Genomic DNA, 22,421 nt, shown 5'->3' with positions numbered 1-22,421 from the left:
GTGCCGCCCCTTGACCCCGGTCCCCGGCAGCGCGCAGGTTGCGCGCCGACAATTGGAGTGTAGCTATGATCCCGGTGCGCGGTTTTGACGGACAGGTGGTGGCGGTGCTGGGGCTGGGGCGCTCGGGCCTTGCAGCGGCGCGCGCCTTGCAGGCCGGCGGGGCCGATCCGGTGGTCTGGGATGACGGCGCCGAAGGCCGGGCGCGGGCCGAGGCCGAAGGATTCACCCTGCGCGACCTGACGCGATCCGGGGCCTTCGACGATGTGGCCTGCCTTGTGGCCTCTCCCGGCATTCCACATCTCTTTCCAAAGCCCAACCCGGTGATCCATGCAGCCCTTGAGGCCGGGGTGCCGGTCGACAACGACATCGGCCTGTTCTTCCGGTCGTTCGCGACCGAGGATTGGGATCGCTTTGAAAAGGCGCCCAAGGTGGTGGCAGTGACCGGGTCGAATGGGAAATCGACCACCTCGGCCCTGATCCACCATTGCCTGACCGATGCGGGCCGTCCCAGCCAGTTGGCCGGCAACATCGGGCGCGGGGTGCTGGACATCGATCCGCCGGAAGATGGCGGCGTGGTGGTGCTGGAACTCAGCTCGTACCAGACCGACCTGGCCCGCGCGCTGACGCCGGATATCGCGGTGTTCACCAACCTGTCCCCGGATCATCTGGACCGCCACGGAGGCATGGGCGGCTATTTCGCTGCCAAGCGCCGGTTGTTCGCCGAAGGCGGGCCGGATCGCGCCGTGATCGGGGTGGACGAAGACCCGGGCCAGTTCCTGGCCGGGCAGATGGCCGAAGGCCCCGGCGACGACCGGGTCATCCGCGTGTCGGTTACCCGCAAGCTGGCCGGCATCGGCTGGAACGTACATGCCCGGAAGGGCTTTTTGTCCGAGACCCGAAAGGGGCGGCAATTGGCCAGTATCGACCTGCGCCCGATTTCCGGGCTGCCGGGCACCCACAACCACCAGAATGCCTGCGCGGCCTACGGGGCCCTGCGCGCCCTTGGCCTGCCGCCCCGCACCATCGAAGCAGGGTTTGCCTCTTTCGGCGGGCTGGCCCACCGCAGCCAGACGATCGCCGAGATCAACGGGGTGCGCTATGTCAACGACAGCAAGGCCACCAATGTGGACAGCGCGGCACAGGCGCTGAAGGCGTTCCACCGCATCCGCTGGATCGCTGGTGGGCTGGGCAAGGACGGCGGCATCAGCGGTCTTGCCGCCGAGTTGGGCAATGTCGAGAAAGCCTATCTGATCGGCCATTCCGCCCGCGATTTCGCATTGCAGTTGGCCGACACGCCGCACGAGATCTGCGAAACGCTGGACGCCGCCGTGGCCCGAGCCGCGGCAGAGGCCGCGCCCGGCGATACCGTTCTTCTGGCACCCGCCGCGGCCAGTTTCGACCAGTTCCCCGATTTCGAAAAGCGCGGCGAGGCGTTCATTGCGCTTGTCGAGGCACTAGCGCCCGCCAGCTAGGGGGCTCCCGCCGCCGTGTCGACCTGTCGGTCGAAAGGCGTTGGGCCGGGCGCCGCTGCGCGGCGCAAGATGAGTATTTGACCCAAGAAGAAGTTGCCACGGCGCAGGGGTTCTTCTTGGCACAAATACTCACAGCACCGCTGCCGCCAACCGGGCCACTCGACGGTCCGGGCGCTGTACGCCTGCTGCTTTCAGTGGCGTGGTCGAACACATTGGTGTAGGGTTGCTGAAAGCCCGGATACACGGGCACGGCAGAGCAGACAGTTTGGTACGGGCATACCCATGACAGAGATGGCGCACGGGGCGATTCCGCGAAGCGCGGGAGAACCGTTGATTCCGAAATGGTGGCGGACCATCGACCGGTGGTCTCTGGTCTGCGTGCTGGCCTTGTTCGGCATCGGCATGTTGCTGGGGCTGGCAGCCTCGCCCCCCCTGGCCGAGCGCAACGGGCTGTCGCCGTTCTACTACGTGCAGAAGCAGGCGATTTTCGGGGCCATGGCCTTTGTCGTGATGCTGTTCTGTTCGATGCTGGATCCACGCGAGGTGCGGCGGCTGGGGGTCATTGCCTTCGTGGGCGCGTTCATTGCCCTGATCCTGCTGCCGGTGTTCGGCACCAATTTCGGCAAGGGCGCCGTGCGCTGGTACTCGCTTGGGTTCGGCTCGTTGCAACCCTCTGAGTTCCTGAAACCGGCCTATATCATTCTGGCGGCCTGGCTCATGGCGGCCTCGCAACAGGTGGCCGGACCGCCGGGGCGGCTGATGTCGGCAGCCCTGGCGCTGGTGATCGTTCTGATCCTTGCGATGCAGCCGGACTATGGGCAGGCCTGCCTGGTCCTGTTTTCCTGGGGGGTGATGTATTTCGTCGCTGGTGCGCCGATCGTCCTGCTGATCCTTGTGGCCGGGGCGGTCGTTGCCGGGGGGGTGCTGGCCTACAACAGTTCGGAGCATTTCGCGCGCCGCATCGACGGCTACCTGTCGACCGAAATCGATCCCACCACTCAGATCGGCTATGCCGCCAATGCCATCCGCGAAGGCGGCGTGTTCGGCGTTGGCGTGGGCGAGGGGGAAGTGAAGATCTTTCTGCCCGATGCCCATACCGATTTCATCATCGCGGTTGCGGCCGAGGAATACGGGCTGGTGCTGGTTCTGGCGATCATCGTGCTCTATTGCGCCGTCACCGTGCGGTCGCTGCTGCGTCTGCTGAAGGAGCGTGACCCCTTCGTGCGCTATGCCGGCACCGGGTTGGCCTGCGTTCTGGGAATGCAGGCGATGGTCAACATGGGCGTGGCGGTGCGGCTGTTGCCCACCAAGGGCATGACCCTGCCGTTCGTGTCCTACGGCGGCTCGTCGGTGATCGCGGCGGGGATCACCGTGGGCATGTTGCTGGCCCTGACCCGGACCCGCCCGCAGGGACGCATGGCCGATGTTTTGAGACACCGGAGTTGAGAATTTGAGCCAACCCTTGCTTGTCATTGCCGCTGGCGGCACCGGCGGCCATATGTTTCCCGCCCAGGCGCTGGCCGAGGCCATGTTGCGGCGAGGCTGGCGTGTAAAGCTGTCCACCGATGAACGCGGTGCCCGCTATGCGGGCGGCTTTCCGCATACGGTCGAGGTCGAACAGGTGACCGCGGCGACGTTTTCGCGGGGCGAAGGGATTGAAAAGGCCCTGGTGCCGCTGCGCATCGGGCGCGGCGTCCATGCCGCCTGGCGGCAGATGAAGCGCGAGACCCCCGCCATCGTGGTGGGGTTTGGCGGATATCCGTCGGTGCCGGCGCTGGCGGCGGCCAGCCTGCTGAAGCTGCCCCGGCTGATCCACGAACAGAACGGCGTTCTGGGGCGGGTGAACAGGTTCTTCGCCCCGCGCGTCGACGCCATCGCCTGTGGCACATGGCCCACGACCCTGCCTGAGGGGGTCGAAGGCATACCCACCGGCAATCCGGTGCGGGCCGAGGTGCTGGAGCGTGCCGGTGCCCCCTATATCCCGCCCGGCGATTACCCCATGCATCTTTTGATCATCGGTGGCAGCCAGGGCGCGCGGATCCTGTCCAACATGGTGCCGCAGGCCATCGTTGGCTTGCCCGACGACCTGAAGGCGCGTCTGCGCATTTCGCACCAGGCGCGGGGCGAGGACGAAGAACGCGTGCGGGCCTTCTATGATCTGCACAACCTGCAGGCCGATGTGCAGCCCTTCTTCCGCGATGTGCCGGCCCGGCTGGCGGAATCGCAACTGGTGATCTCGCGCTCGGGCGCCTCGTCGGTGGCCGACATCTCGGTGATCGGGCGGCCGTCGATCCTTGTGCCCTATGCCGCCGCCACCGGCGATCACCAGACCGCAAACGCGCGCGGGCTGGTCGATGCCGATGCGGCCATCCTGATCCCCGAAAGCCACCTGACCCAGCAAATCATGACCGAGCAGATCGCGGCGGTCCTGCAACACCCGGATGCCGCTGTGAAGATGGCCCATGGCGCTTTGGCGCAGGGCAGGCCAGATGCCACCGATCGCCTTGTGGCGCTGGTCGAGACTTACGCCGACAAAGGACAGAACAGATGAAGCATTGGGAAGCCCGCATGAACGCCGCCACGAAACTGCCGCTGGAACTTGGAGCCATCCATTTTGTCGGGATCGGCGGGATCGGCATGTCGGGCATCGCCGAGGTGCTTCTCAACCACGGCTACCAGGTGCAGGGATCGGACCTGAAGGCCTCGAAGATCACCGAGCGACTGGCCAAGCTGGGCGCACGGATCTTCGTGGGGCAGACTGCCGAGAACCTGGCCGAGGCCGATGTTGTCGTGATCTCGTCAGCGATTAAGCCGGGCAATCCGGAACTGGACGAAGCCCGCCGCCGTGGCCTGCCCGTGGTGCGCCGGGCCGAGATGCTGGCCGAGCTGATGCGGCTGAAGTCCAACATCGCCGTCGCCGGAACCCACGGCAAGACCACCACCACCACCATGGTGGCGACGCTGCTGGACGCAGGCGGCATCGATCCGACGGTCATCAACGGCGGCATCATCCACGCCTATGGTTCGAACGCGCGGATGGGGCAGGGCGAATGGATGGTGGTCGAGGCGGACGAAAGCGACGGCACTTTCAACCGCCTTCCGGCCACCATTGCCATCGTCACCAACATCGACCCTGAGCACATGGAGCATTGGGGCGATTTCGACACGCTGCGGGATGGATTCCATGAATTCGTCTCGCGCATTCCGTTCTACGGGCTGGCGGTCTGCTGCACCGATCATGCCGAGGTCCAGACCCTGGTGGGCCGGATCACCGACCGCCGGGTGCGGACCTTCGGCTTCAACGCGCAGGCCGATGTGCGCGCCGTGAACCTGCGGTACGAGGGCGGTGTGGCCCATTTCGACATTCGCCTTCAGTTCGAGGATTCGGTGATCGAAGGGTGTACCCTGCCGATGCCGGGCGATCACAACGTCTCGAACGCGCTGGCGGCCGTGGCCGTGGCCCGCCACCTGGGCATGAAGCGCGCGGAAATCCGGCAGGCGCTGGCCAACTTCAAGGGCGTCAACCGGCGCTTTACCAAGGTCGGCGAGGTCAACGGCATCACGATCATCGACGACTATGGCCATCACCCGGTGGAAATCGCCGCCGTGCTGAAAGCCGCGCGACAGGCCACCGAGGGCCGGATCATCGCCGTGCATCAGCCGCACCGCTATTCGCGCCTGCATTCGCTGTTCGAGGATTTCTGCACCTGTTTCAACGAGGCTGACGTGGTCGGCATCGCCGAGGTTTTCGGAGCTGGCGAAGATCCCATCGAGGGCGCCACCCGCGAAGGTCTGGTTCAGGGGCTGATCGCCCACGGCCATCGCCACGCCCGCGTCGTCACTTGCGAGGATGACCTTGTGCGTCTCGTCCGCGAACAGGCCCGCCCCGGTGACATGGTGGTGTGCCTTGGGGCCGGGACGATCAGTGCCTGGGCCAATGCGCTGCCGGGGCGGTTGGACGTTAGTAGATGAATGAATGATTTCGAGTACAGAGAATGGGCAGAGGGGCGTCCAGATGATGATTTAAGGACCATCACTTACCGTTCGGCGATCCGTATCGCGCCGTATTTCTGGAAAGAAGTTCCCCCATGTGCAGATGAAGGGCGCCAAATCGTTGATGATTGGTGGAAAGTCGAAAACCAACATCCAAACGCGTTCGTGCTTGTTCGCGCCCTTCTGTTCGGCTCATTTTTAGTCGATGGAAAGTCTGTTCCCGGTGCACTTGCCGATTCGCGCCTTTCGATTGTGGAAAAGCTTCTGGATGCGGGGAAAGCAGTCAACAATTTCCTGGATGCAAGGAGTTTCGGGGATGACGCGGCCGTCAATGCTGCGGCGCTTCTTCAAGGAGATGACGACTGCGATTCGATCGTCCACGATATTTCGGACGGATGGGAACAAGGCACGACAGGGTTCATTGAATCAGTAGCAAGAGACTGTGAGTTTCTTGGAAATGGGAGGTCTCTGAAAGATGTCCCAGTTTGGGCCAAACTTGACTACAATACCTCCGCAGGTTGGGATGAAGTGCGCGCGGCGTGGGCTGAAGCAGGCGATGGCTGGCAGTTTTGGATTGACTGGTATGAGGACGCTCTAGCAGGCGGGGTTCCGGATTGGGATCGGTTGTACGATATCGCCCTGATTCCAGATGAGATCTGGGACGGCGGGCACGACATACTGAATCCGGCAATACTCGAAATCATTACTAATCATCGCACAATCGACAGTGTGGAAGCGCGTACGCCCAATTGTGAGGACATACGCCTTGATCATTACACTGGACTACTGACAGCATTGCCGGTTCCCTGTCTGGATACAAATCTCTCCCGACACATAATCGGCCGCGTTCAAACAGCTATCGATAGATTTTCAGTTCACTACCAATCCAACAGCTCAAATTTTGGACCAGTTTTCCGTGAGTGTTCGGCCGATGATCTTAAGTATCTGCGTGAGGACCTTGAAGACTGTTGTGGCTACGATTTAGCCCTGCACGATGCTATTGATGAGTGCCTTTCCTCGTTGCGGCGGAAATTCGAGAAAGAACGCTTGAACGCCGATCCGGACGTTCGACGCTTGCTGGATGTTCTGGAGAGGGCGACAATCGATATCTATGCTGGCAGCGAGTCGGCCCGCGAGGTGTTGGAGAAGCGCGCTGACGAAACTTATCGCAGAATTTCGATCGAGCATCATTTGCAGTTCAACGAACTATGCCAAAGTATGGCGGCGCAATCAGATCTACTATTGCAAAGGTCGATTCATGATGACCTTGATGTGGCCGACGATGCGTCCGCGGATCCCGAACTTCGGCGTAAAGCGCGGTATCGGACAATCAGCCGTTTGCCGAGAGGCGCGAGAGCCGTTCACTACAGCCGGTTCGTAAGCGGCGAGCGTGTTGTCGATCCTCCCAGGAAACCGGACAGTAAGTTGTGGGTTGCAACGGTCCTGGGCCCGTCTGGCGCAGCGATCCTTTCAAAGCTCTTGGGGTCTTGATCTCAACGTTCCTACCGTCGCCGCCCGGGTTTCAGGGCGTGGGGCAAGCCTGCGCGATGCGCGTGGCCGGCCAGTCGCGATCCAACACCAGCGGCATCAGGTTGAGCATCCCGTCGTCGTCGATCAGCGTGGCAAGTTCGGCCACCATCGCGCCGATCTGTGCGGCCAGTTCGGCCTCGCGGTTTGGGTCAAGTTCGCCATGGGAATAGGCCATGGGATCGCCGGTCAGGCGCGCGGCCAGGGTGGCGATGCGCGCCGGGCTGACCGGGTGGGAACTGGCGTCGCGCCCGGCCTCATCCAGCGGATCCAGCCACCAGGCGGCCATGTAGTACCAGAACACCCCCATCGGCAGCCCGCCCAGCCGTTCGAAATGATCCAGCGCGAAGGCGTCGGCGGCGATCTCTTGTCGCTGGCTTTCGGCACTGGGCAGCTCGCCTTCGTGGTTCAGCAGGATATGGCCCAACTCATGCGCAAGGATGAATTGCAGGCCGGAACTGACGATCTTGCCCGAGACGTTGTAGGTGAATTCATCGGCAAAGGCGGTGTCGCGGTCGATGTTGAAAGCGCGCAGCGGCGAGGGCAACGGGCGCCCTTCGCGCAGCTTGGCCCAGAGATAGGCCTGGATGGCCTCGGGATTGCAGTTCTGGCTTTCAACCCAGGCGAACAGCGTGGCGACATCGTCGAAAAAGCGGATCGACTCAATCGGGAAATAGATCACGCCGCGGCCGGGGTGGGCAAAAAAGTCCAGTGGCGAGCGGCCCAGTTCGGGAAACTCCAGCCGCACCTGTGACGCGCGCGGGCGCAGATCGCGCGGCAGGTTGCCCAGTATGTCCTGTGTGAACACACGCTGGATGTCGGGCGTGGCCGCCTGGAAGGTGTGGCGCATCTCGTCAGGCGTATAGAGTTGCGCCGACACCGGGGCGGCGAGCAGGGCAAGGGTGTTGGCAAGGGCCCTCAGCACAGCGGGTGCAGCGCGGACCAGGCGGTGCGCGCCTCCTGTGACGGGGTGGGGCCGCCCGTGTTGCGGGCCCAGTCGGCGAAATCGGATCGGTTGCCCCAGGCCGGTTGCCACAGACCTGCCAGCAGCGACAGCTTCACGTCGGTCACGTCGATTTCGGTCCGTGCGGAAAGGGTCTGCCCGTCGATCAGGCAATTCAGGCTGCGCAACTGCCGCTGTGCGACGGAAGCGTCATAGCCGGTGCCCGTGGTCTGCGGGCTGGGGCCGGCATCGGGATAAAGCGGCGCCACGCCGGTAAACCCGCCGGCCGGTGTCCCGCCTTCGGCCACCTGCATCCCTTCTGGCGCGGCAACCGGGGTGACTTCGATCGGGTGTTCCAGCGAGACCCAAGCGTAGCCGATCAGCGCCATCAGCACGAAGACCGGTGTCGAAAACACGAAGGAGCCGCCAAGCCCCAATGGCGCGCCCTCGGCCAGATTGATCTTCTGGACCGTGCGCCAGAAGCCGATCATCACCACCAGTGCCACCAGCAGGACAACGGCTGTCAGGGTCAGCCGTTCGGCAATGCGGAACAGAATGATGGTGTCCATGAGGCACTCCTTGTCCTTGGGGAAGTGTTGGCCATTTCCCGCACCCGATCAAGTCAGGTCACCGCGACCCGCAGTTCTATGCGTGACAGGGCGGGGGTTTCGCGTTACCCCGCGCCGGAACCCTGATCCTGATCCATATCCGGAAAGCCGACGTGCCGACGACCCCTGCAAGACCCCTGTCTGACCTGACCTGGCTGCGGGTGGGCGGCCCCGCCGAGATCTTCTTCCAGCCCACGGACCTGGAGGATCTGAAGGCGACGCTGGCTGGGCTCGACCCCATGGTGCCGGTGTTTCCCATGGGCGTGGGGTCGAACCTGATCGTGCGCGATGGCGGCATCCGGGGCATGGTGGTGCGGCTGGGGCGCGGGTTCAACCAGATCCGAATCGACGGCGATCTGGTGGTCGCCGGAGCCGCGGCGCTGGATGCCCATGTGGCGCGCAAGGCTGCGCAAGCCGGGCGCGACCTGACGTTCCTGCGCACGATTCCCGGTGCCATTGGCGGGGCGGTGCGGATGAACGCAGGCTGCTATGGCCAATATGTCGCCGATCATTTCGTGTCCGCGCAGGCGGTGAGCAGAGCGGGCGACTCGGTGACCCTGAGCGCCGATGATCTGGCCTTCGGCTATCGCCACAGCACTTTGCCCGACGGCTGGGTGTTGACGGAAGCCACCTTCCGCGCCCCAGCAGGCGATCCGGAGGAGCTGGAGGGGAAGATGGCCGAACAGTTGGCCAAGCGCGATGCGACCCAACCCACCAAGGACCGCACGGCCGGATCGACCTTCCGTAACCCGTCGGGGTTTTCCTCGACCGGGCGGGCCGACGACGTGCATGACCTGAAGGCCTGGAAGCTGATCGACGACGCCGGGATGCGGGGCGCGCGCAAGGGCGGGGCGCAAATGTCGGAAAAGCACTCCAACTTCCTGACCAATGCCGGGGGGGCAACCGCCGCCGATCTGGAAGATCTGGGCGAGGACGTGCGAAAAAGGGTTTTCGAAAACAGTGGCATCACGCTAGAGTGGGAAATCATGCGTGTAGGCGAAAAACCCGGCTGAACGGGACGCCCACACCAGAAGATCAGACCGGAAAAATCCGGCGGTTCGAGCAGCGGGGCCAGGCGCCCCACAACAGATTGAGGCAGGGTCATGTCGTCCAAGACAGATCCCTTGGTGGCCGTCCTGAAAGGCGGGCCGTCCGCTGAGCGTGACGTATCGCTCAGTTCGGGGCGGGAATGTGCCGTGGCCCTTCGGGCGGCGGGCTTTCGTGTGACCGAAATCGACGCGGGGGCCGATCTGCCCGCGCAACTGGCCGCGACCGCGCCGGACGTGGTGTTCAACGCCCTGCATGGCCGCTGGGGCGAGGATGGCTGCGTGCAGGGCCTGCTGGAATGGCTGCGCCTGCCTTATACCCATTCAGGCGTGCTGGCTTCGGCGCTGGCGATGGACAAGACCCGCACCAAATCGGCCTATGCCGCCGCCGGCCTGCCAGTGGTCGAGAGCGGGATTTTCGACGCCGATGCCGTGCGCGCCGGGCACGTGATGACGCCGCCCTACGTGGTGAAGCCCAACAACGAAGGCTCCTCGGTCGGGGTCTACCTGGTGCACGAGGCCGCCAACGGCCCACCGCAACTGGCCCCCGAAATGCCGGGCCGGGTGATGGTCGAGCGATTCGCGCCGGGCCGCGAAATGACCACCACCGTTCTGGGGGCGGGCGTCGGCGGGGACGCATCGCGTGCGTTGACCGTGACCGACATCCTGATGGACGGCTGGTACGATTACGAGGCGAAATATGCCCCCGGCGGCTCGCGCCACGTGCTGCCCGCCGATGTGCCGACCGAGATTTTCGAGGCCTGTCTGGATTACGCCGTGCGCGCTCATGAGGCGTTGGGATGCCGGGGCGTATCGCGCACCGATTTCCGCTGGGACGAAAGCCGCGGGTTGGACGGGTTGATCCTGCTGGAAACCAACACCCAGCCGGGCATGACGCCGACCTCGCTGGTGCCCGAACAGGCCGCACATTGCGGCATCGACTATCCGACCCTCGTGCGCTGGATGGTGGAGGACGCCTCATGCGACCGTTGATCCACCGCCGCCGCGACCTGAACGATCCCGCGCCCAGCCGCGCGGCCTATCGCATGACGCGGTTGTGGCTGTCGCCGCTGTTCCGGCGTCTGGTCACGGCGGTGATGCCCGCGGCCCTGATCTTTGGGGGGGCGGCGGCTTGGGTCACCCAGCCCGCGCAGATCGACATGGTGAAGACCTGGACCGGGGATATCCTCGCCTCGGTCGAAGCCCGTCCCGAGTTCCAGATCCGGCAGATGGCGGTGACCGGGGCCTCGCCGGTGCTGGCCGAGGCGATCCGCGCACGGCTGTCGCTGGAGTTTCCGGTCAGCTGGTTCCGGCTTGACCCGGAACTGTTGCAGGCCAGCGTCGCCGAGCTGGACGCGGTGGCGCAGGTGCAGGTGTCGGTCGAACTGGGCGGTGCCCTGAGCATCGCCGTGCGTGAACGCGAACCGGCGGTGATCTGGCGACGGCCCTTCGCGCTGGAGATGCTGGACGCCACCGGCCATCGCATCGCCTATATCGACCATCGCGACGGTCGCCCCGACCTGCCGCTGGTCACCGGAACCGGGGCCGATGCGGCCATCCCCGAGGCGCTGGCCCTGATCGCCTCGGCCGAGCCGATCCAGGACCGCCTACGGGCCCTGACCCGGCGCGGCGAACGGCGCTGGGACATCATGCTGGATCGCGACCAGGTGATCCGGCTGCCCGAAACCGGCGCGCAGCAGGCGCTGGAACGGACGCTGGCGATTCATGCGGCGCTGGATCTTCTCAATCGCGACGTGCCGGTCGTGGACATGCGCAATCCGGGCCGTCCGACGGTCCGGCTGGGGCCGGGGGCGATGGACTACCTGCGCCTCACCCGCTCATTCGAACAGGGACTTGCAAGCCAATGATGGACGTATTCGAAACGCAACGCGCGATGCGCCAGATGCGCAAGGCCGCCATGCAGCGCGGCGTGGTGGCGGTTCTGGACATGGGCACGCATCAGGCCACCTGCCTGATCCTGCGATTTGATGGCGGCGACCTGCCCACGGTGGACGGGGTCGGACCGATGGCCGGGCAGTCGCAATTCCGGGTGATCGGGGCCGCGACGACACGGGCACGCGGTATGCGGCATGGCGAGATTTCGGCCATGCAGGAGACCGAGCGGGCCATCCGCACGGTGGTGCAGGCCGCCCAGAAAATGGCGCAGGTGCGGGCCGACCATGCCATCGTGTGTTTCTCGGGCGCCAATCCGCGCTCGTACGGGGTCACAGGCGAGATCGACGTGACCGGGCAGGAGGTCAGCGAAAGCGATGTGGCCGCCGTTCTGGGCAGTTGCGACACGCCGGATATTGGCGGTCATCGCACCATCCTGCACGCGCAACCGGTGAACTTTGCGCTCGATTATCGCTCGGGCCTGTCGGATCCGCGCGGCCAGATCGGCAACACGCTGACCACCGACATGCATCTTCTGGCGGTGGATCGGGCGGTTGTGCAGAACATCCTGCACTGCGTGAAGCGCTGCGATCTGGAACTGGCCGGGCTGGCGTCATCGGCCTATGCGGCGGGCATTTCGGCGATGGTCGAGGACGAGCAGAAACTGGGCGCCGCCTGCATCGACATGGGTGCAGGCACCACAGGCATCTCGATCTTCCTGCGCGGCCACATGATCTTTGCCGACACGGTGCGCATCGGCGGTGCACATGTGACCCAGGACATCTCCAAGGGGCTGGGCATTCCGCTGGATCTGGCTGAACGCATCAAGACCCTGCATGGCGGGCTGGAGGCCACCGGGCGCGACGACCGCGAGATGATCCCGCTGACCGGCGAGACCGGCGATTGGGAACATGACCGGCGCGAAATCTCGCGATCCGAACTGATCGGCATCATGCGGCCCCGGGTCGAGGAGATCCTCGAAGACGTGCACGCCCGGCTGGAGGCTGCGGGCTTTGACCATCTGCCCAGCCAGAAGATCGTGCTGACCGGCGGCGCCAGCCAGGTGCCCGGACTGTCGGCGCTGGCCACGCGGATGCTGGGCCAGCAGGTGCGGCTGGGCCGGCCGCTGCGCATCCAGGGGATGCCGCAGGCGGCGGCGGGACCGGGGTTTGCGGCCACCGTGGGGCTGTGCCTTTTCGCGGCACATCCACAGGACGAATGCTGGGATTTCGACATCGAAACCCACCGTTATCCGGCCAGATCCCTGCGTCGCGCCGTGCGCTGGTTCAGGGAGAACTGGTAGATTGGCGGCGCGAAGCCGCCAAATCTTGTGGTTTTTGACCCAAATGTACAGATTTTGGCGTGACCCAGCGCCACGGGGCGGATACACTCGCTGCCAATGAGCACGCGCGGGCGCAAAGTCCGTAAATTAACTACAGGCGGATCCAGACATGACATTGAACCTGACTATGCCCGAGCAGGAAGATTTGACTCCGAAGATCACCGTCTTCGGTGTGGGCGGGGCCGGCGGCAACGCGGTCAACAACATGATCGAAAAGGCGCTGGAAGGCGTCGAATTCGTGGTGGCCAACACCGATGCGCAGGCCCTGCAGCAAAACCGGTCGGTTTCCAAGGTGCAGATGGGCATCAAGGTGACCGAAGGTCTGGGCGCGGGGGCGCGGCCTTCGGTCGGTGCGGCGGCGGCGGAAGAATCGATCGAACAGATCGTTGATCATCTGGTCGGCAGCCACATGTGCTTCATCACCGCCGGCATGGGGGGCGGCACCGGTACCGGGGCGGCCCCGATCATCGCGCAGGCCGCGCGGGAACTTGGCGTTCTGACCGTCGGCGTCGTGACCAAGCCGTTCCAGTTCGAAGGCGCCAAGCGCATGCGCAAGGCGGAAGAGGGGATCGAATGCCTGCAAAAGGTCGTCGACACCCTGATTATCATTCCGAACCAGAACCTGTTCCGTCTGGCCAATGAAAAGACCACCTTTACCGAGGCCTTCTCGATGGCCGACGACGTTCTGTACCAGGGCGTCAAGGGTGTCACCGACCTGATGGTCCGTCCGGGCCTGATCAACCTCGACTTCGCGGACGTGCGCGCCGTGATGGACGAGATGGGCAAGGCCATGATGGGCACCGGCGAGGGCGAGGGCGAGCAGCGCGCGATCCAGGCCGCCGAAAAGGCCATCGCCAACCCGCTGCTGGACGAGATTTCGCTGAAGGGCGCGCGCGGCGTGCTCATCAACATCACCGGCGGCTACGATCTGACCCTGTTCGAACTGGACGAGGCCGCCAACCGCATCCGCGAGGAAGTGGACCAGGACGCCAACATCATCGTCGGCTCGACCCTCGACACCGACATGGAAGGCTGCATGCGCGTTTCGGTTGTGGCCACCGGCATCGATGCCGCTGTGGAAGCTGCCGACACCCCGGTGCCGCGCCGCAGCCTTGCGACGCCGCTGACCAACAAGGTCGCCGCCGAGGAAAAGCCGGCAGAAGCCGCCGCACCGGCACCGGTGGAAGCGCCCGTTGTCGCGCCTGCCGCGGCCATGGCCCAGCCCGCCGCCGCACCGGTGGTGGCAGAGGAGCCGACGCTGTTCCACGATCTCGATCCGCAGCCGCAAGCTCCGGCAGCACAGCAACCACAGGCCAGCGATGACCTGCCGCCGCCCGCCTATGCGCCGGCCCCGGCTGGCGATGCCGCCGGCATCGCCGCGCGGTCTGCCGGAACCCCGTCTGCCGAAACCCTGCGGCGCCTGGAAGCGGCGGTCCGCAAGGCTCCGGAAGGCTACGAGACCGCAGCGCGGCCCGCCGCGCAACCGGCGGCAGCCCCGGTGGCTGAACCGAGCCATGACAAGGCCCGCTTCGGGATCAACTCCCTGATCAACCGGATGACCGGCCACGGCACTGAGCAGCGCCCGGCAAGCCCCACCGCACGGCAGCAGCCGCCGATGCAATCGATGCCCCAGGACCTGCCCGAGGATGACGCCGACCTCGATAAAATCGAAATCCCGGCCTTTCTCCGCCGCCAGGCCAACTGATTTTTTACACGGTCTGAAACAATTGAAGGGTCGCGTGAAGCGGCCCTTTTTCTTTTTAGAGCAATATCTTGCTGCGACTGCGAAGGCCTATGAGCGAAAACCCGCCGACCTGATTTTTGGGATGTTTCAGACCGACATGAAGATTGAGTTGAGACATCGACCCCCCTCCCATACCTAACATCTGCAAACTGTTGAAACTGTTGAAGCAGGATCACTCCCAATGCAGATGACCGTCGCAAAAGACATGCACTTCAAGGGTACCGGGCTCCACTCGGGCCGCCCTGTGCATATGATTGTGCACCCGGCACCGCGCAACCACGGGATCGTGTTCCGCCGCAGTGATCTGACCGGCGAGGCCGCGGTTCTGGAAGCCCGCTGGGATCGCGCCGAACAGACCCCGCTGTGCACCCGTCTTGTCAACGATCACGGCACCCAGCTGTCGACCATCGAACATCTGATGGCGGCCTTTGCAGGTCTGGGCGTCACCAACGCGCTGGTCGAGGTCAACGCGCCCGAGGTTCCGATCCTCGATGGCAGCGCGGCCCCCTTCGTGCGCAAGATGCTGGCCGCGGGTCTTGTCCGTCAGGCCGGACCGTTGCACGTGATCCGCATCCTCAAGCCGGTTACCGTCACGCGGGGCGATGCCATGGCCACGCTGACCCCGTCGCACGGCTTCCACATCGACTTCCGCATCGACTATGACGATGCTGCCATCGGCCATCAGGCCCGCTCGCTGAACATGCGCAACGGCGCTTTCGTCCGCAACCTGTGCGACAGCCGGACCTTCTGCCGCCAGTCCGACGTGGACGCGATGCGCGCTGCCGGGCTTGCCCTGGGTGGCACGACCGAGAACGCGGTGGTCTTTGACGGCGACGTGGTGCTCAGCCCCGGTGGTTTGCGCCATCAGGACGAACCGGTGCGCCACAAGATGCTGGACGCGCTTGGCGATCTGGCGCTGGCCGGTCTGCCGATCCAGGGCCGTTATACCGGTGTTCGCGCCGGGCACAGTCTGACAAACGCGCTGCTGCGGGCGGTGTTCGCCGATCCCGAGGCCTTTGAAATCGTCGAATGCGACGCCGAAATGGCCCAGTCGCTGCCCGGCGTCGGGGTGCAGGCCAGCGATCTGGCGCTCTGCGCCTGACACCTTCCGGCAGAAAACGGCGGAACGGCGCGCAATTTTTGCGCGCCGTGTTCTGCAATCCCCATTTTTCCCGCCAATCTTTCATGATAACCCCGTCTCAATTGAGGACAAAACCTCGGGATTGGTAAGAACAGGCATGCGCGCATCCGGGTCACTGCGGAAATCGATTCTCGTGCTTCTGGTGGCAGGAGGGCTGGGTGGCTGCGTGGGCAACCGCGAGCCCAGTTTCGAGAACTTCTCGCCCAAGGAAATCTACGATCGGGCCGAATACGAGCTTGAGACCGGCAACCTTGAGGATTCGGCGCGCTACTTCGGCGAGGTCGAGCGGCTGTATCCCTATTCGGAATGGGCCAAGCGGGCGCTGATCATGCAGGCCTATGCCTTCCACTGGGATCGGAACTATGAAGAGTCGCGGTCGGCCGCGCAGCGCTATATCGACTTCTATCCGGCGGATGAAGATGCCGCCTATGCGCAGTACCTTCTGGCACTCAGCTATTACGATCAGATTGACGACGTGGGCCGCGACCAGGGCATCACCTTCCAGGCGCTGCAAGCCCTGCGCACGGTGATCGAACGCTATCCCGACAGCGAATATGCCGACTCGGCGATCCTGAAATTCGACCTGGCCTTCGACCATCTGGCGGGCAAGGAGATGGAGATCGGGCGCTTCTATCTGGGCAAGCAGTACTACGCGGCGTCGATCAACCGGTTCCGCGTGGTGGTCGAGGATTTCCAGACCACGAGCCACACGCCCGAGGCGCTGCATCGTCTGGTCGAGGCCTATCTCGCCCTTGGCCTGATCGAGGAAGCCCAGACCGCTGGGGCGATCCTGGGCTACAACTATCAGGGCAGCGAATGGTACAACGACAGCTATGCGCTGTTGACCGGGCAGGGGCTGTTGCTGGAGCCTGTTGGCTCGAACTGGTTGAGTGGCATCTACCGTCAGTCGATCCAGGGAAAATGGCTCTGACACACACCACGGCATGACGGGAGACAGCGCCGCATGTTGCGGGAACTGGACATACGCGACATCCTGATCATCGACCGGCTGGAACTGTTGTTTCAGCCGGGGCTGAACGTATTGACCGGGGAAACCGGAGCCGGGAAATCGATCCTGCTGGACAGCCTGGGTTTCGTGCTTGGCTGGCGCGGCCGTGCCGATCTGGTCCGGCAAGGGGCCGAGCGTGGCGAAGTCACGGCCCTGTTCGACATTGGCGACGACCACCCCGCGCAAGCGGTTCTGGCCGAGGCCGGTCTGCCCGGCGGGCGCGAGTTGCTGCTGCGCCGCACCAACTCTCCCGATGGACGCAAGGCCGCCTGGGTCAACGATCGCCGCTGTTCGGGCGATGTGCTGCGCGCCCTGTCCGGCACGTTGGTTGAATTGCACGGCCAGCATGACGATCGCGGCTTGCTGGACCCGCGCGGTCATCGCGCGCTTCTGGACGATTTCGGCGGGCATGGCGCGCTTCAAGCAGCCGTGGCCGGTGCGTGGAAGGCGCTGGCTGCAGCCCGCAAGGAAGAGGCCACGGCCCGCGCCCGTCTGGATGCCGCGCGGGCCGAGGAAGACACCCTGCGCCATGCGGTCAAGGAGTTGGACGATCTTGACCCGCAGCCCGGCGAAGATGCCGAACTGGACACCCGCCGCCGCCTGATGCAGGGCGCCGAGAAAGTGCGCGACGACGTGCAGCGCGCCGCACAGGTGCTGGGCGGCGAGGGGGCCGAAAGCAATCTTGCCGGGGCCATTCGCTGGCTGGAAGGGGCGGGCGAGTTGCTGGAGGACAAGATCCAGGAGCCACTGGCCGCGCTGGACCGGGCGATGACCGAACTGGCCGAGGCACAGGCCGGGGTCGAGGCTTGTCTCGACGCGCTGACCTTCGATCCGATGGAGTTGGAGCAGGCCGAGGAGCGGCTGTTTGCGCTGCGGGGGCTGGCCCGCAAGCATGGCGTTCTGCCCGACGAACTGGCTGAACTGGCCGGTGATCTGCGCACACGCCTCAAAGCGATCGATCACGGCGCCGAACACATCGCGGGGCTGGAGGCGGCGGTCATTGCGGCGCAAGCAGACTACGACACCGCCGCCGAGGCGCTGCAACGGGCCCGGCAGGCGGCGGCCCGTCGTCTGGATGCGGCCATGGCGGCAGAACTGGCCCCTCTGAAGATGGAGCGCGCAGAGTTCACAACCGAGGTTCTTCCCGCCACTCCGGGGCCAGATGGCATCGACGCGGTGCAATTCACCGTGGCCACCAATCCCGGCGCGCCCTCGGGTCCGCTGGACAAGATCGCCTCGGGCGGAGAACTGTCGCGTTTTCTTCTGGCGCTGAAAGTCTGTCTGACCGCCGGCGACACCGGGCTGACCCTGATCTTCGACGAGATTGACCGTGGCGTCGGCGGGGCCACGGCGGATGCCGTGGGGCGGCGTCTGGCAGCCCTGGCCGCGCGCGCCGAAGGGCAGGTTCTTGTGGTCACGCATTCGCCGCAGGTAGCCGCCCTGGGCCAGCATCACTGGCGCGTGGAAAAAGCCGTGTCCGAAGGGCGGACCCTGTCGAACGTGGTGCCGCTGGATCCCGACGCCCGAGTCGATGAAATTGCCCGGATGTTGGCGGGCGACCAGATCACCGATCATGCGCGCTCTGCCGCGCGGGCGCTGCTGGCGGGATAGGGCCGGTGTTACGCCCCCTCCGCATCACCCGGACCCGCCCCGCGCAGGGCCACCGGGTTTACGGTCGGGCGGGGGTGTAGCATGGGCTTGCGGCTGGGACGGATTGCAAGGCAGGCAGTGGCGCGATTGCGCAGCCATCTTGTCAGCATCCGCGACGCGCTGCGCCTGAAAGGGCCGGGCACCATCCAGTTCTGGTTCATCGCGCTGCTGGTGGGCTGCGTGTCGGGACTGGCCGCCATGGGGTTCCGCAAGGGCATCCAGGTGCTGCAGACAACGTTTTACGGCACCGACGACGTTTCCCTGGCGTCGGTGGCGGGCGAATTGCCGTGGTGGTGGGTGCTGATCATCCCGATCCTTGGCGGGCTGGCCGTGGGGATCATCCTCGACCGGTTCACCGACGATGGCCGCGTGCGCGCGGTGGCGGATGTGATCGAAGGCGCGGCCCTGCACGAGGGGCGGCTGGAGCGCAAGGCCGGCATCGCCTCGACGGTTGCCTCGCTCATCACCCTGTCTACCGGCGGCTCCACCGGACGCGAGGGGCCGGTGGTTCATCTGGCCGGAGAGATCTCAAGCTGGGTCAGCCGTCGGATGCACGCGGACGGTTTGCACGGGCGCGAATTGCTGGGCTGCGCGGTGGCGGCGGCGGTTTCGGCTTCGTTCAACGCGCCGATTGCCGGGGCGCTGTTCGCGCTGGAAGTGGTGCTGCGGCACTTCGCGATTCATGCCTTCGCGCCCATCGCCATCGCCTCGGTTGCCGGTACGGTGATCAACCGGCTGGAGTTCGGCGGGGTGACCGAATTCGTCCTTCCGGGAATGAACACGCTGGATTTCTTCATCGAACTGCCGGCTTTTCTGCTGCTGGGGCTCGTCTGCGGGCTGGTGGCCGTGATCTTCATGAAGCTGGTGCTTTGGACCGAAGGCGTGGCCAACGACATCCAGGCCGAAACGGGTCTGCCGCGATGGGCGCGCCCGGCGGTGGCCGGGGTCTTTCTTGGGGCGCTTGCCATCTTCTTTCCGCATATCATCGGGGTCGGCTATGAAACCACGGCCCGCGCCCTGACCGGAGAGTTGGTGCTGCACGAGGCGGTGGTCTTTGCCGTTCTGAAATGCGTTGCTGTGGCCATCACCATGGGCGGGCGCATGGGTGGCGGCATCTTCTCGCCCTCGCTGATGATGGGGGCGCTGACCGGGCTGGCTTTCGGGCTGATCGCCACCGGGGTTTTCCCCGACGTCTCGGGCAGCGAGACGCTTTATGCGCTGGCGGGCATGGGGGCAGTGGCGGCGGCTGTGCTGGGCGCGCCCATCTCTACCACGTTGATCGTGTTCGAGCTGACCGGCGACTGGCAAACCGGGATTGTCGTGATGACCTCGGTGGGATTGTCCACGGCGCTGGCCAGCACCATGGTGCATCGCTCGTTCTTCCTGACGCAACTGGAACGGCGCGGGATCCATCTGGCCGGAGGGCCGCAGCAATACCTGCTGGCGCTGCACCGGGTGTCCGTGGTCATGCGCAAGCCCAACCACCCCCACTATCCGGGGGAGGAGGCCGCACGGGCGCTGATCACTGAGGGGCTGAGCCTGGATCGCACCGCCACGCTGGAACAGGCGATGCCGTTGTTCGAGCAAACCGACAGCGATTTCCTGCCGGTGATCCAGCAAGGCGACCCGCCCGGAGAGGTCGTGGTGGTGGGCGCCCTGTATCATCTGGACGCCCTGAAGGCCTATAACCGCGCCCTGGTCGCCACCGCTGCCGAGGAGCATTCCTGAGGGTCAGTGTTCCTCGACGGTGACCTTGTCGGTGTCGAAGGTCAGATGATCCTTGATCGCCGCGGCCGCAGCGGTCGGGTTCTCATAGGACCAGGCCGCATCGTCGATCACCTTGCTCTTGGTTTCGATCGAGTAAAAGCTTGCCGTGCCCTTCTGCGGAGAGTCGGTCGACGTTTCGGACTTGTCGAAGAAGGCCATGGCTACATCCGCGCGGGGAATGAAGATTTCCCGCGCGCCGTCGCCGTCGACCAGTTCCAGCGCGTTCTGGGTTTCGGCATAGACGGCGCCCGAGGCGTAGACCACATATTTGCCAGGCAATTCGCGGATGGTGAGCGCGACACCATTTGCATTGGACGTATCGGACATGCGTTCCCCTACTCGTTTCAACTTTTGTGTATGGCCCGATCCTTAGACCGGATCGGGCCGACATACACGCAAAAATCCGTCTCAGAGCGGATCGGTCGCGCGAAGCAACCAGTCGTGCGCGGCGCCGTCCAGCAAAGGTGACAGCCGTTTGCGGGTTTCGGCGTGGTAGGCATCGACCCAGTCGCGCTCGGCCCGGCTCAACGCGTCGACCTCGATCAGGCGGCGGTCGATGGGCACATGTGTCAGGGTCCGGAAACACAGCATCTCGCGGTCGTCGCCACCGGGCAGGGGCGGGGCCTCGTGCGTGAGGATCAGGTTCTCGATGCGGATGCCGAAGGCGCCTTCGCGGTAGTATCCCGGTTCGTTCGACAGGATCATGCCGGGGCGCAATTCCTCGTTCCCCGTGCGCGAGATCCGCGCCGGACCTTCATGCACCGACAAATAGGCGCCAACGCCGTGGCCGGTGCCGTGGTCATAGTCCTGACCGGCGGTCCAGAGCGCGAAGCGCGCCAGCGCATCCAGATCGCGCCCTGTCACCCCCTTGGGAAACCGCGCACGGCTGAGCGCGATAACCCCCTGCAGCACGCGGGTATGGGCGGCCACGGCGTCGGGATCGGCAGGGCCACCGGGCACAAGTACCGTGCGGGTGATATCGGTGGTGCCGTCCTCGTACTGGCCGCCGCTGTCAATCAGGAACACCCCGCCCGGTTCCAGAGCGCGATTGCTGTCCTCGGTCACGCGGTAGTGCACGATGGCGCCGTTGGGACCGGCCCCGGCGATGGTGTCAAAGCTGATATCCTTCAACGCGCCAGTTTCGGCGCGCAGGGCTTCCAGACGGGTGACGGCGTCGATCTCGGTCACCGTACCGCCGCCGGCGGTATCGTCCAGCCAGTGCAGAAAGCGCACCATGGCGGCCCCGTCGCGCAGATGCGCGGCTTCGGATCCGGCGATCTCGACCGGGTTCTTGCAGGCCTTGGGCAGAACGCAGGGATCACGGTCGAGCGCAACCTCGGTGCCGGCGTCGGTCAGGTACATCTGCACTGCCTGCGGCGCGCTGGACTTGTCGATGCGCACCGGGCCGGGCAGACCCTGCAGGGCCGCGCCGAAGCGGTCCTGGGGCGCGATGCGAACCGCGTCGCCCAGATGATCCTCCAGCCCGGCAAGCTTGGCCGGATCGGTGAACAGATCCACCGCACCGTCGTCATGCAGGATAGCAAAGGCTTGTACGACGGGAATGCGGGGAATGTCGGCGCCGCGGATGTTGAGCAACCAGGCGATGCTGTCGGGCAGCGTCAGGACCGCCGCGCGCTGTTCGTCCTTGCGCAGGTCGGCGGCCAGATCGGCGCGCTTGTCGGCCGCACTCTTGCCTGCCAGTTGCGAGGGATGCGCCCAGGCCTGTGCGGCAGGCGCGGCGGGGCGGTCGGTCCAGACCTGATCCACAAGGTTTTCGCAATCCACCAGCGTGATCTGGGTGCCGCGCAGGTCGCGGCGCAGGGTGTCGATTTCCTGCACCGTGTGCAGCCACGGGTCAAAACCGATGCTCATGCCCGGCTTTGCGTGAGCCTTCAGCCAGTCCGACAGGCCGGTCGCAGGCCAGGCTACCGGTGTGAACACCGCCGGATCCACCTGCGCGCGGACCTGCACCGTATAGCGCCCGTCGACGAAGACCCCGGCGAGATCGGGCAGGATCGCGGCAAAGCCCGCCGAACCGGTAAAGCCTGTCAGCCAGGCCAGACGATTGTCGCAGTCGGCCACGTATTCGCCCTGATGGGCATCGGCGCGGGGCACCAGAAACCCGCTCAGCCCGGCCGTCGCGATGGCCTCGCGCAGGGCTGCCAGACGCGGCGCGCCCGTTGCGGGGTTGGAAGTTGTCTCGAAGGATTGGAACAAAACGCTCTCCGCCCTGAAAGTTGCCGCGCGCGCCGGGATCGGCGCGCGAGCAAAGCCTAGCAAAGCCCC

At 65.1% G+C, this 22,421-nt stretch carries 18 protein-coding genes; 14 read left to right on the top strand and 4 right to left on the bottom strand.

Going from position 1 to position 22,421, the window contains the following annotated elements; translation table 11 throughout:
- Window positions 1–65 precede the first annotated feature (65 nt).
- The 5 genes from murD (at window position 66) to H8B03_RS00880 (ending at window position 6,956) form a co-directional block, all read left to right on the top strand.
- Window positions 66–1,472, top strand: a complete 1,407-nt coding sequence (murD, locus tag H8B03_RS00900; RefSeq protein ID WP_193139348.1) for a UDP-N-acetylmuramoyl-L-alanine--D-glutamate ligase — start codon at window positions 66–68, stop codon at window positions 1,470–1,472.
- 282 nt (window positions 1,473–1,754) lie between these two features.
- A complete protein-coding gene (gene ftsW / locus H8B03_RS00895; protein WP_193139347.1) occupies window positions 1,755–2,918 on the top strand; it encodes a putative lipid II flippase FtsW in 1,164 nt (387 codons plus the stop codon).
- A gap of 4 nt (window positions 2,919–2,922) precedes the next feature.
- Window positions 2,923–4,023: a UDP-N-acetylglucosamine--N-acetylmuramyl-(pentapeptide) pyrophosphoryl-undecaprenol N-acetylglucosamine transferase gene (locus H8B03_RS00890; protein WP_193139345.1), complete on the top strand. Its 1,101-nt coding sequence runs from the start codon at window positions 2,923–2,925 to the stop codon at window positions 4,021–4,023.
- 17 nt (window positions 4,024–4,040) lie between these two features.
- A complete protein-coding gene (gene murC, locus H8B03_RS00885) occupies window positions 4,041–5,444 on the top strand; it encodes a UDP-N-acetylmuramate--L-alanine ligase (protein ID WP_193140096.1) in 1,404 nt (467 codons plus the stop codon).
- Window positions 5,445–6,956, top strand: a complete 1,512-nt coding sequence (locus tag H8B03_RS00880) for a hypothetical protein (protein ID WP_193139343.1) — start codon at window positions 5,445–5,447, stop codon at window positions 6,954–6,956.
- A gap of 31 nt (window positions 6,957–6,987) precedes the next feature.
- On the opposite strand, the gene H8B03_RS00875 is transcribed toward H8B03_RS00880, so the two are convergent.
- Together H8B03_RS00875 and H8B03_RS00870 are read right to left on the bottom strand one after the other, a co-directional pair.
- The gene (locus H8B03_RS00875) at window positions 6,988–7,917 is read right to left on the bottom strand and encodes an ImmA/IrrE family metallo-endopeptidase (RefSeq protein WP_193139341.1); all 930 of its coding nucleotides are present in this window, start codon (window positions 7,915–7,917) and stop codon (window positions 6,988–6,990) included.
- Window positions 7,911–8,504, bottom strand: coding sequence for a hypothetical protein (locus H8B03_RS00870; protein WP_193139339.1), 594 nt, complete (start codon window positions 8,502–8,504; stop codon window positions 7,911–7,913). The genes H8B03_RS00875 and H8B03_RS00870 overlap by 7 nt, the downstream gene beginning before the upstream one ends.
- Before the next feature lie 152 nt (window positions 8,505–8,656).
- Between H8B03_RS00870 and murB the strand changes: the two genes are divergently transcribed.
- The 9 genes from murB to H8B03_RS00825 all read left to right on the top strand — a co-directional run bounded on the left by murB (window position 8,657) and on the right by H8B03_RS00825 (window position 20,096).
- Window positions 8,657–9,556, top strand: coding sequence for a UDP-N-acetylmuramate dehydrogenase (gene murB / locus H8B03_RS00865; RefSeq protein ID WP_319022415.1), 900 nt, complete (start codon window positions 8,657–8,659; stop codon window positions 9,554–9,556).
- Between the two features lie 90 nt (window positions 9,557–9,646).
- A complete protein-coding gene (locus tag H8B03_RS00860) occupies window positions 9,647–10,582 on the top strand; it encodes a D-alanine--D-alanine ligase (RefSeq protein WP_193139337.1) in 936 nt (311 codons plus the stop codon).
- Window positions 10,570–11,457: a cell division protein FtsQ/DivIB gene (locus tag H8B03_RS00855; protein WP_193139335.1), complete on the top strand. Its 888-nt coding sequence runs from the start codon at window positions 10,570–10,572 to the stop codon at window positions 11,455–11,457. Before H8B03_RS00860 ends, H8B03_RS00855 begins: the two co-directional genes overlap by 13 nt.
- Entirely contained in the window at window positions 11,454–12,785 is a 1,332-nt protein-coding gene (gene ftsA, locus H8B03_RS00850) for a cell division protein FtsA (RefSeq protein WP_193139333.1), read from the top strand. The genes H8B03_RS00855 and ftsA overlap by 4 nt, the downstream gene beginning before the upstream one ends.
- A 148-nt stretch (window positions 12,786–12,933) precedes the next feature.
- Window positions 12,934–14,529, top strand: a complete 1,596-nt coding sequence (ftsZ, locus tag H8B03_RS00845) for a cell division protein FtsZ (RefSeq protein WP_193139331.1) — start codon at window positions 12,934–12,936, stop codon at window positions 14,527–14,529.
- Window positions 14,530–14,749: 220 nt separating this feature from the next.
- On the top strand, window positions 14,750–15,670 hold the full coding sequence (gene lpxC / locus H8B03_RS00840) for a UDP-3-O-acyl-N-acetylglucosamine deacetylase (RefSeq protein ID WP_193139328.1): 921 nt from the start codon (window positions 14,750–14,752) through the stop codon (window positions 15,668–15,670).
- Window positions 15,671–15,806: 136 nt separating this feature from the next.
- Complete coding sequence (locus H8B03_RS00835) at window positions 15,807–16,640, top strand: outer membrane protein assembly factor BamD (protein ID WP_193139327.1); 834 nt, start codon at window positions 15,807–15,809, stop codon at window positions 16,638–16,640.
- Between the two features lie 33 nt (window positions 16,641–16,673).
- Window positions 16,674–18,329, top strand: a complete 1,656-nt coding sequence (gene recN / locus H8B03_RS00830; protein WP_193139325.1) for a DNA repair protein RecN — start codon at window positions 16,674–16,676, stop codon at window positions 18,327–18,329.
- Between the two features lie 81 nt (window positions 18,330–18,410).
- Window positions 18,411–20,096, top strand: a complete 1,686-nt coding sequence (locus H8B03_RS00825) for a chloride channel protein (RefSeq protein WP_193139323.1) — start codon at window positions 18,411–18,413, stop codon at window positions 20,094–20,096.
- A 3-nt stretch (window positions 20,097–20,099) separates the two neighbouring features.
- Here H8B03_RS00825 and H8B03_RS00820 read toward each other — a convergent pair whose 3' ends face one another.
- Window positions 20,100–20,462: a DUF427 domain-containing protein gene (locus tag H8B03_RS00820; protein ID WP_193139321.1), complete on the bottom strand. Its 363-nt coding sequence runs from the start codon at window positions 20,460–20,462 to the stop codon at window positions 20,100–20,102.
- An 81-nt stretch (window positions 20,463–20,543) separates the two neighbouring features.
- Window positions 20,544–22,352: an aminopeptidase P family protein gene (locus tag H8B03_RS00815; RefSeq protein ID WP_193139319.1), complete on the bottom strand. Its 1,809-nt coding sequence runs from the start codon at window positions 22,350–22,352 to the stop codon at window positions 20,544–20,546.
- Between the last annotated feature and the right edge of the window lie 69 nt (window positions 22,353–22,421).

The organism is Meridianimarinicoccus sp. MJW13 (genome assembly GCF_014901205.1).
In the GTDB taxonomy this organism is placed as follows: domain Bacteria; phylum Pseudomonadota; class Alphaproteobacteria; order Rhodobacterales; family Rhodobacteraceae; genus Meridianimarinicoccus.
Note: the sequence above shows the minus strand (reverse complement) of the source record. Positions and strands in the feature narration are given on the sequence as shown.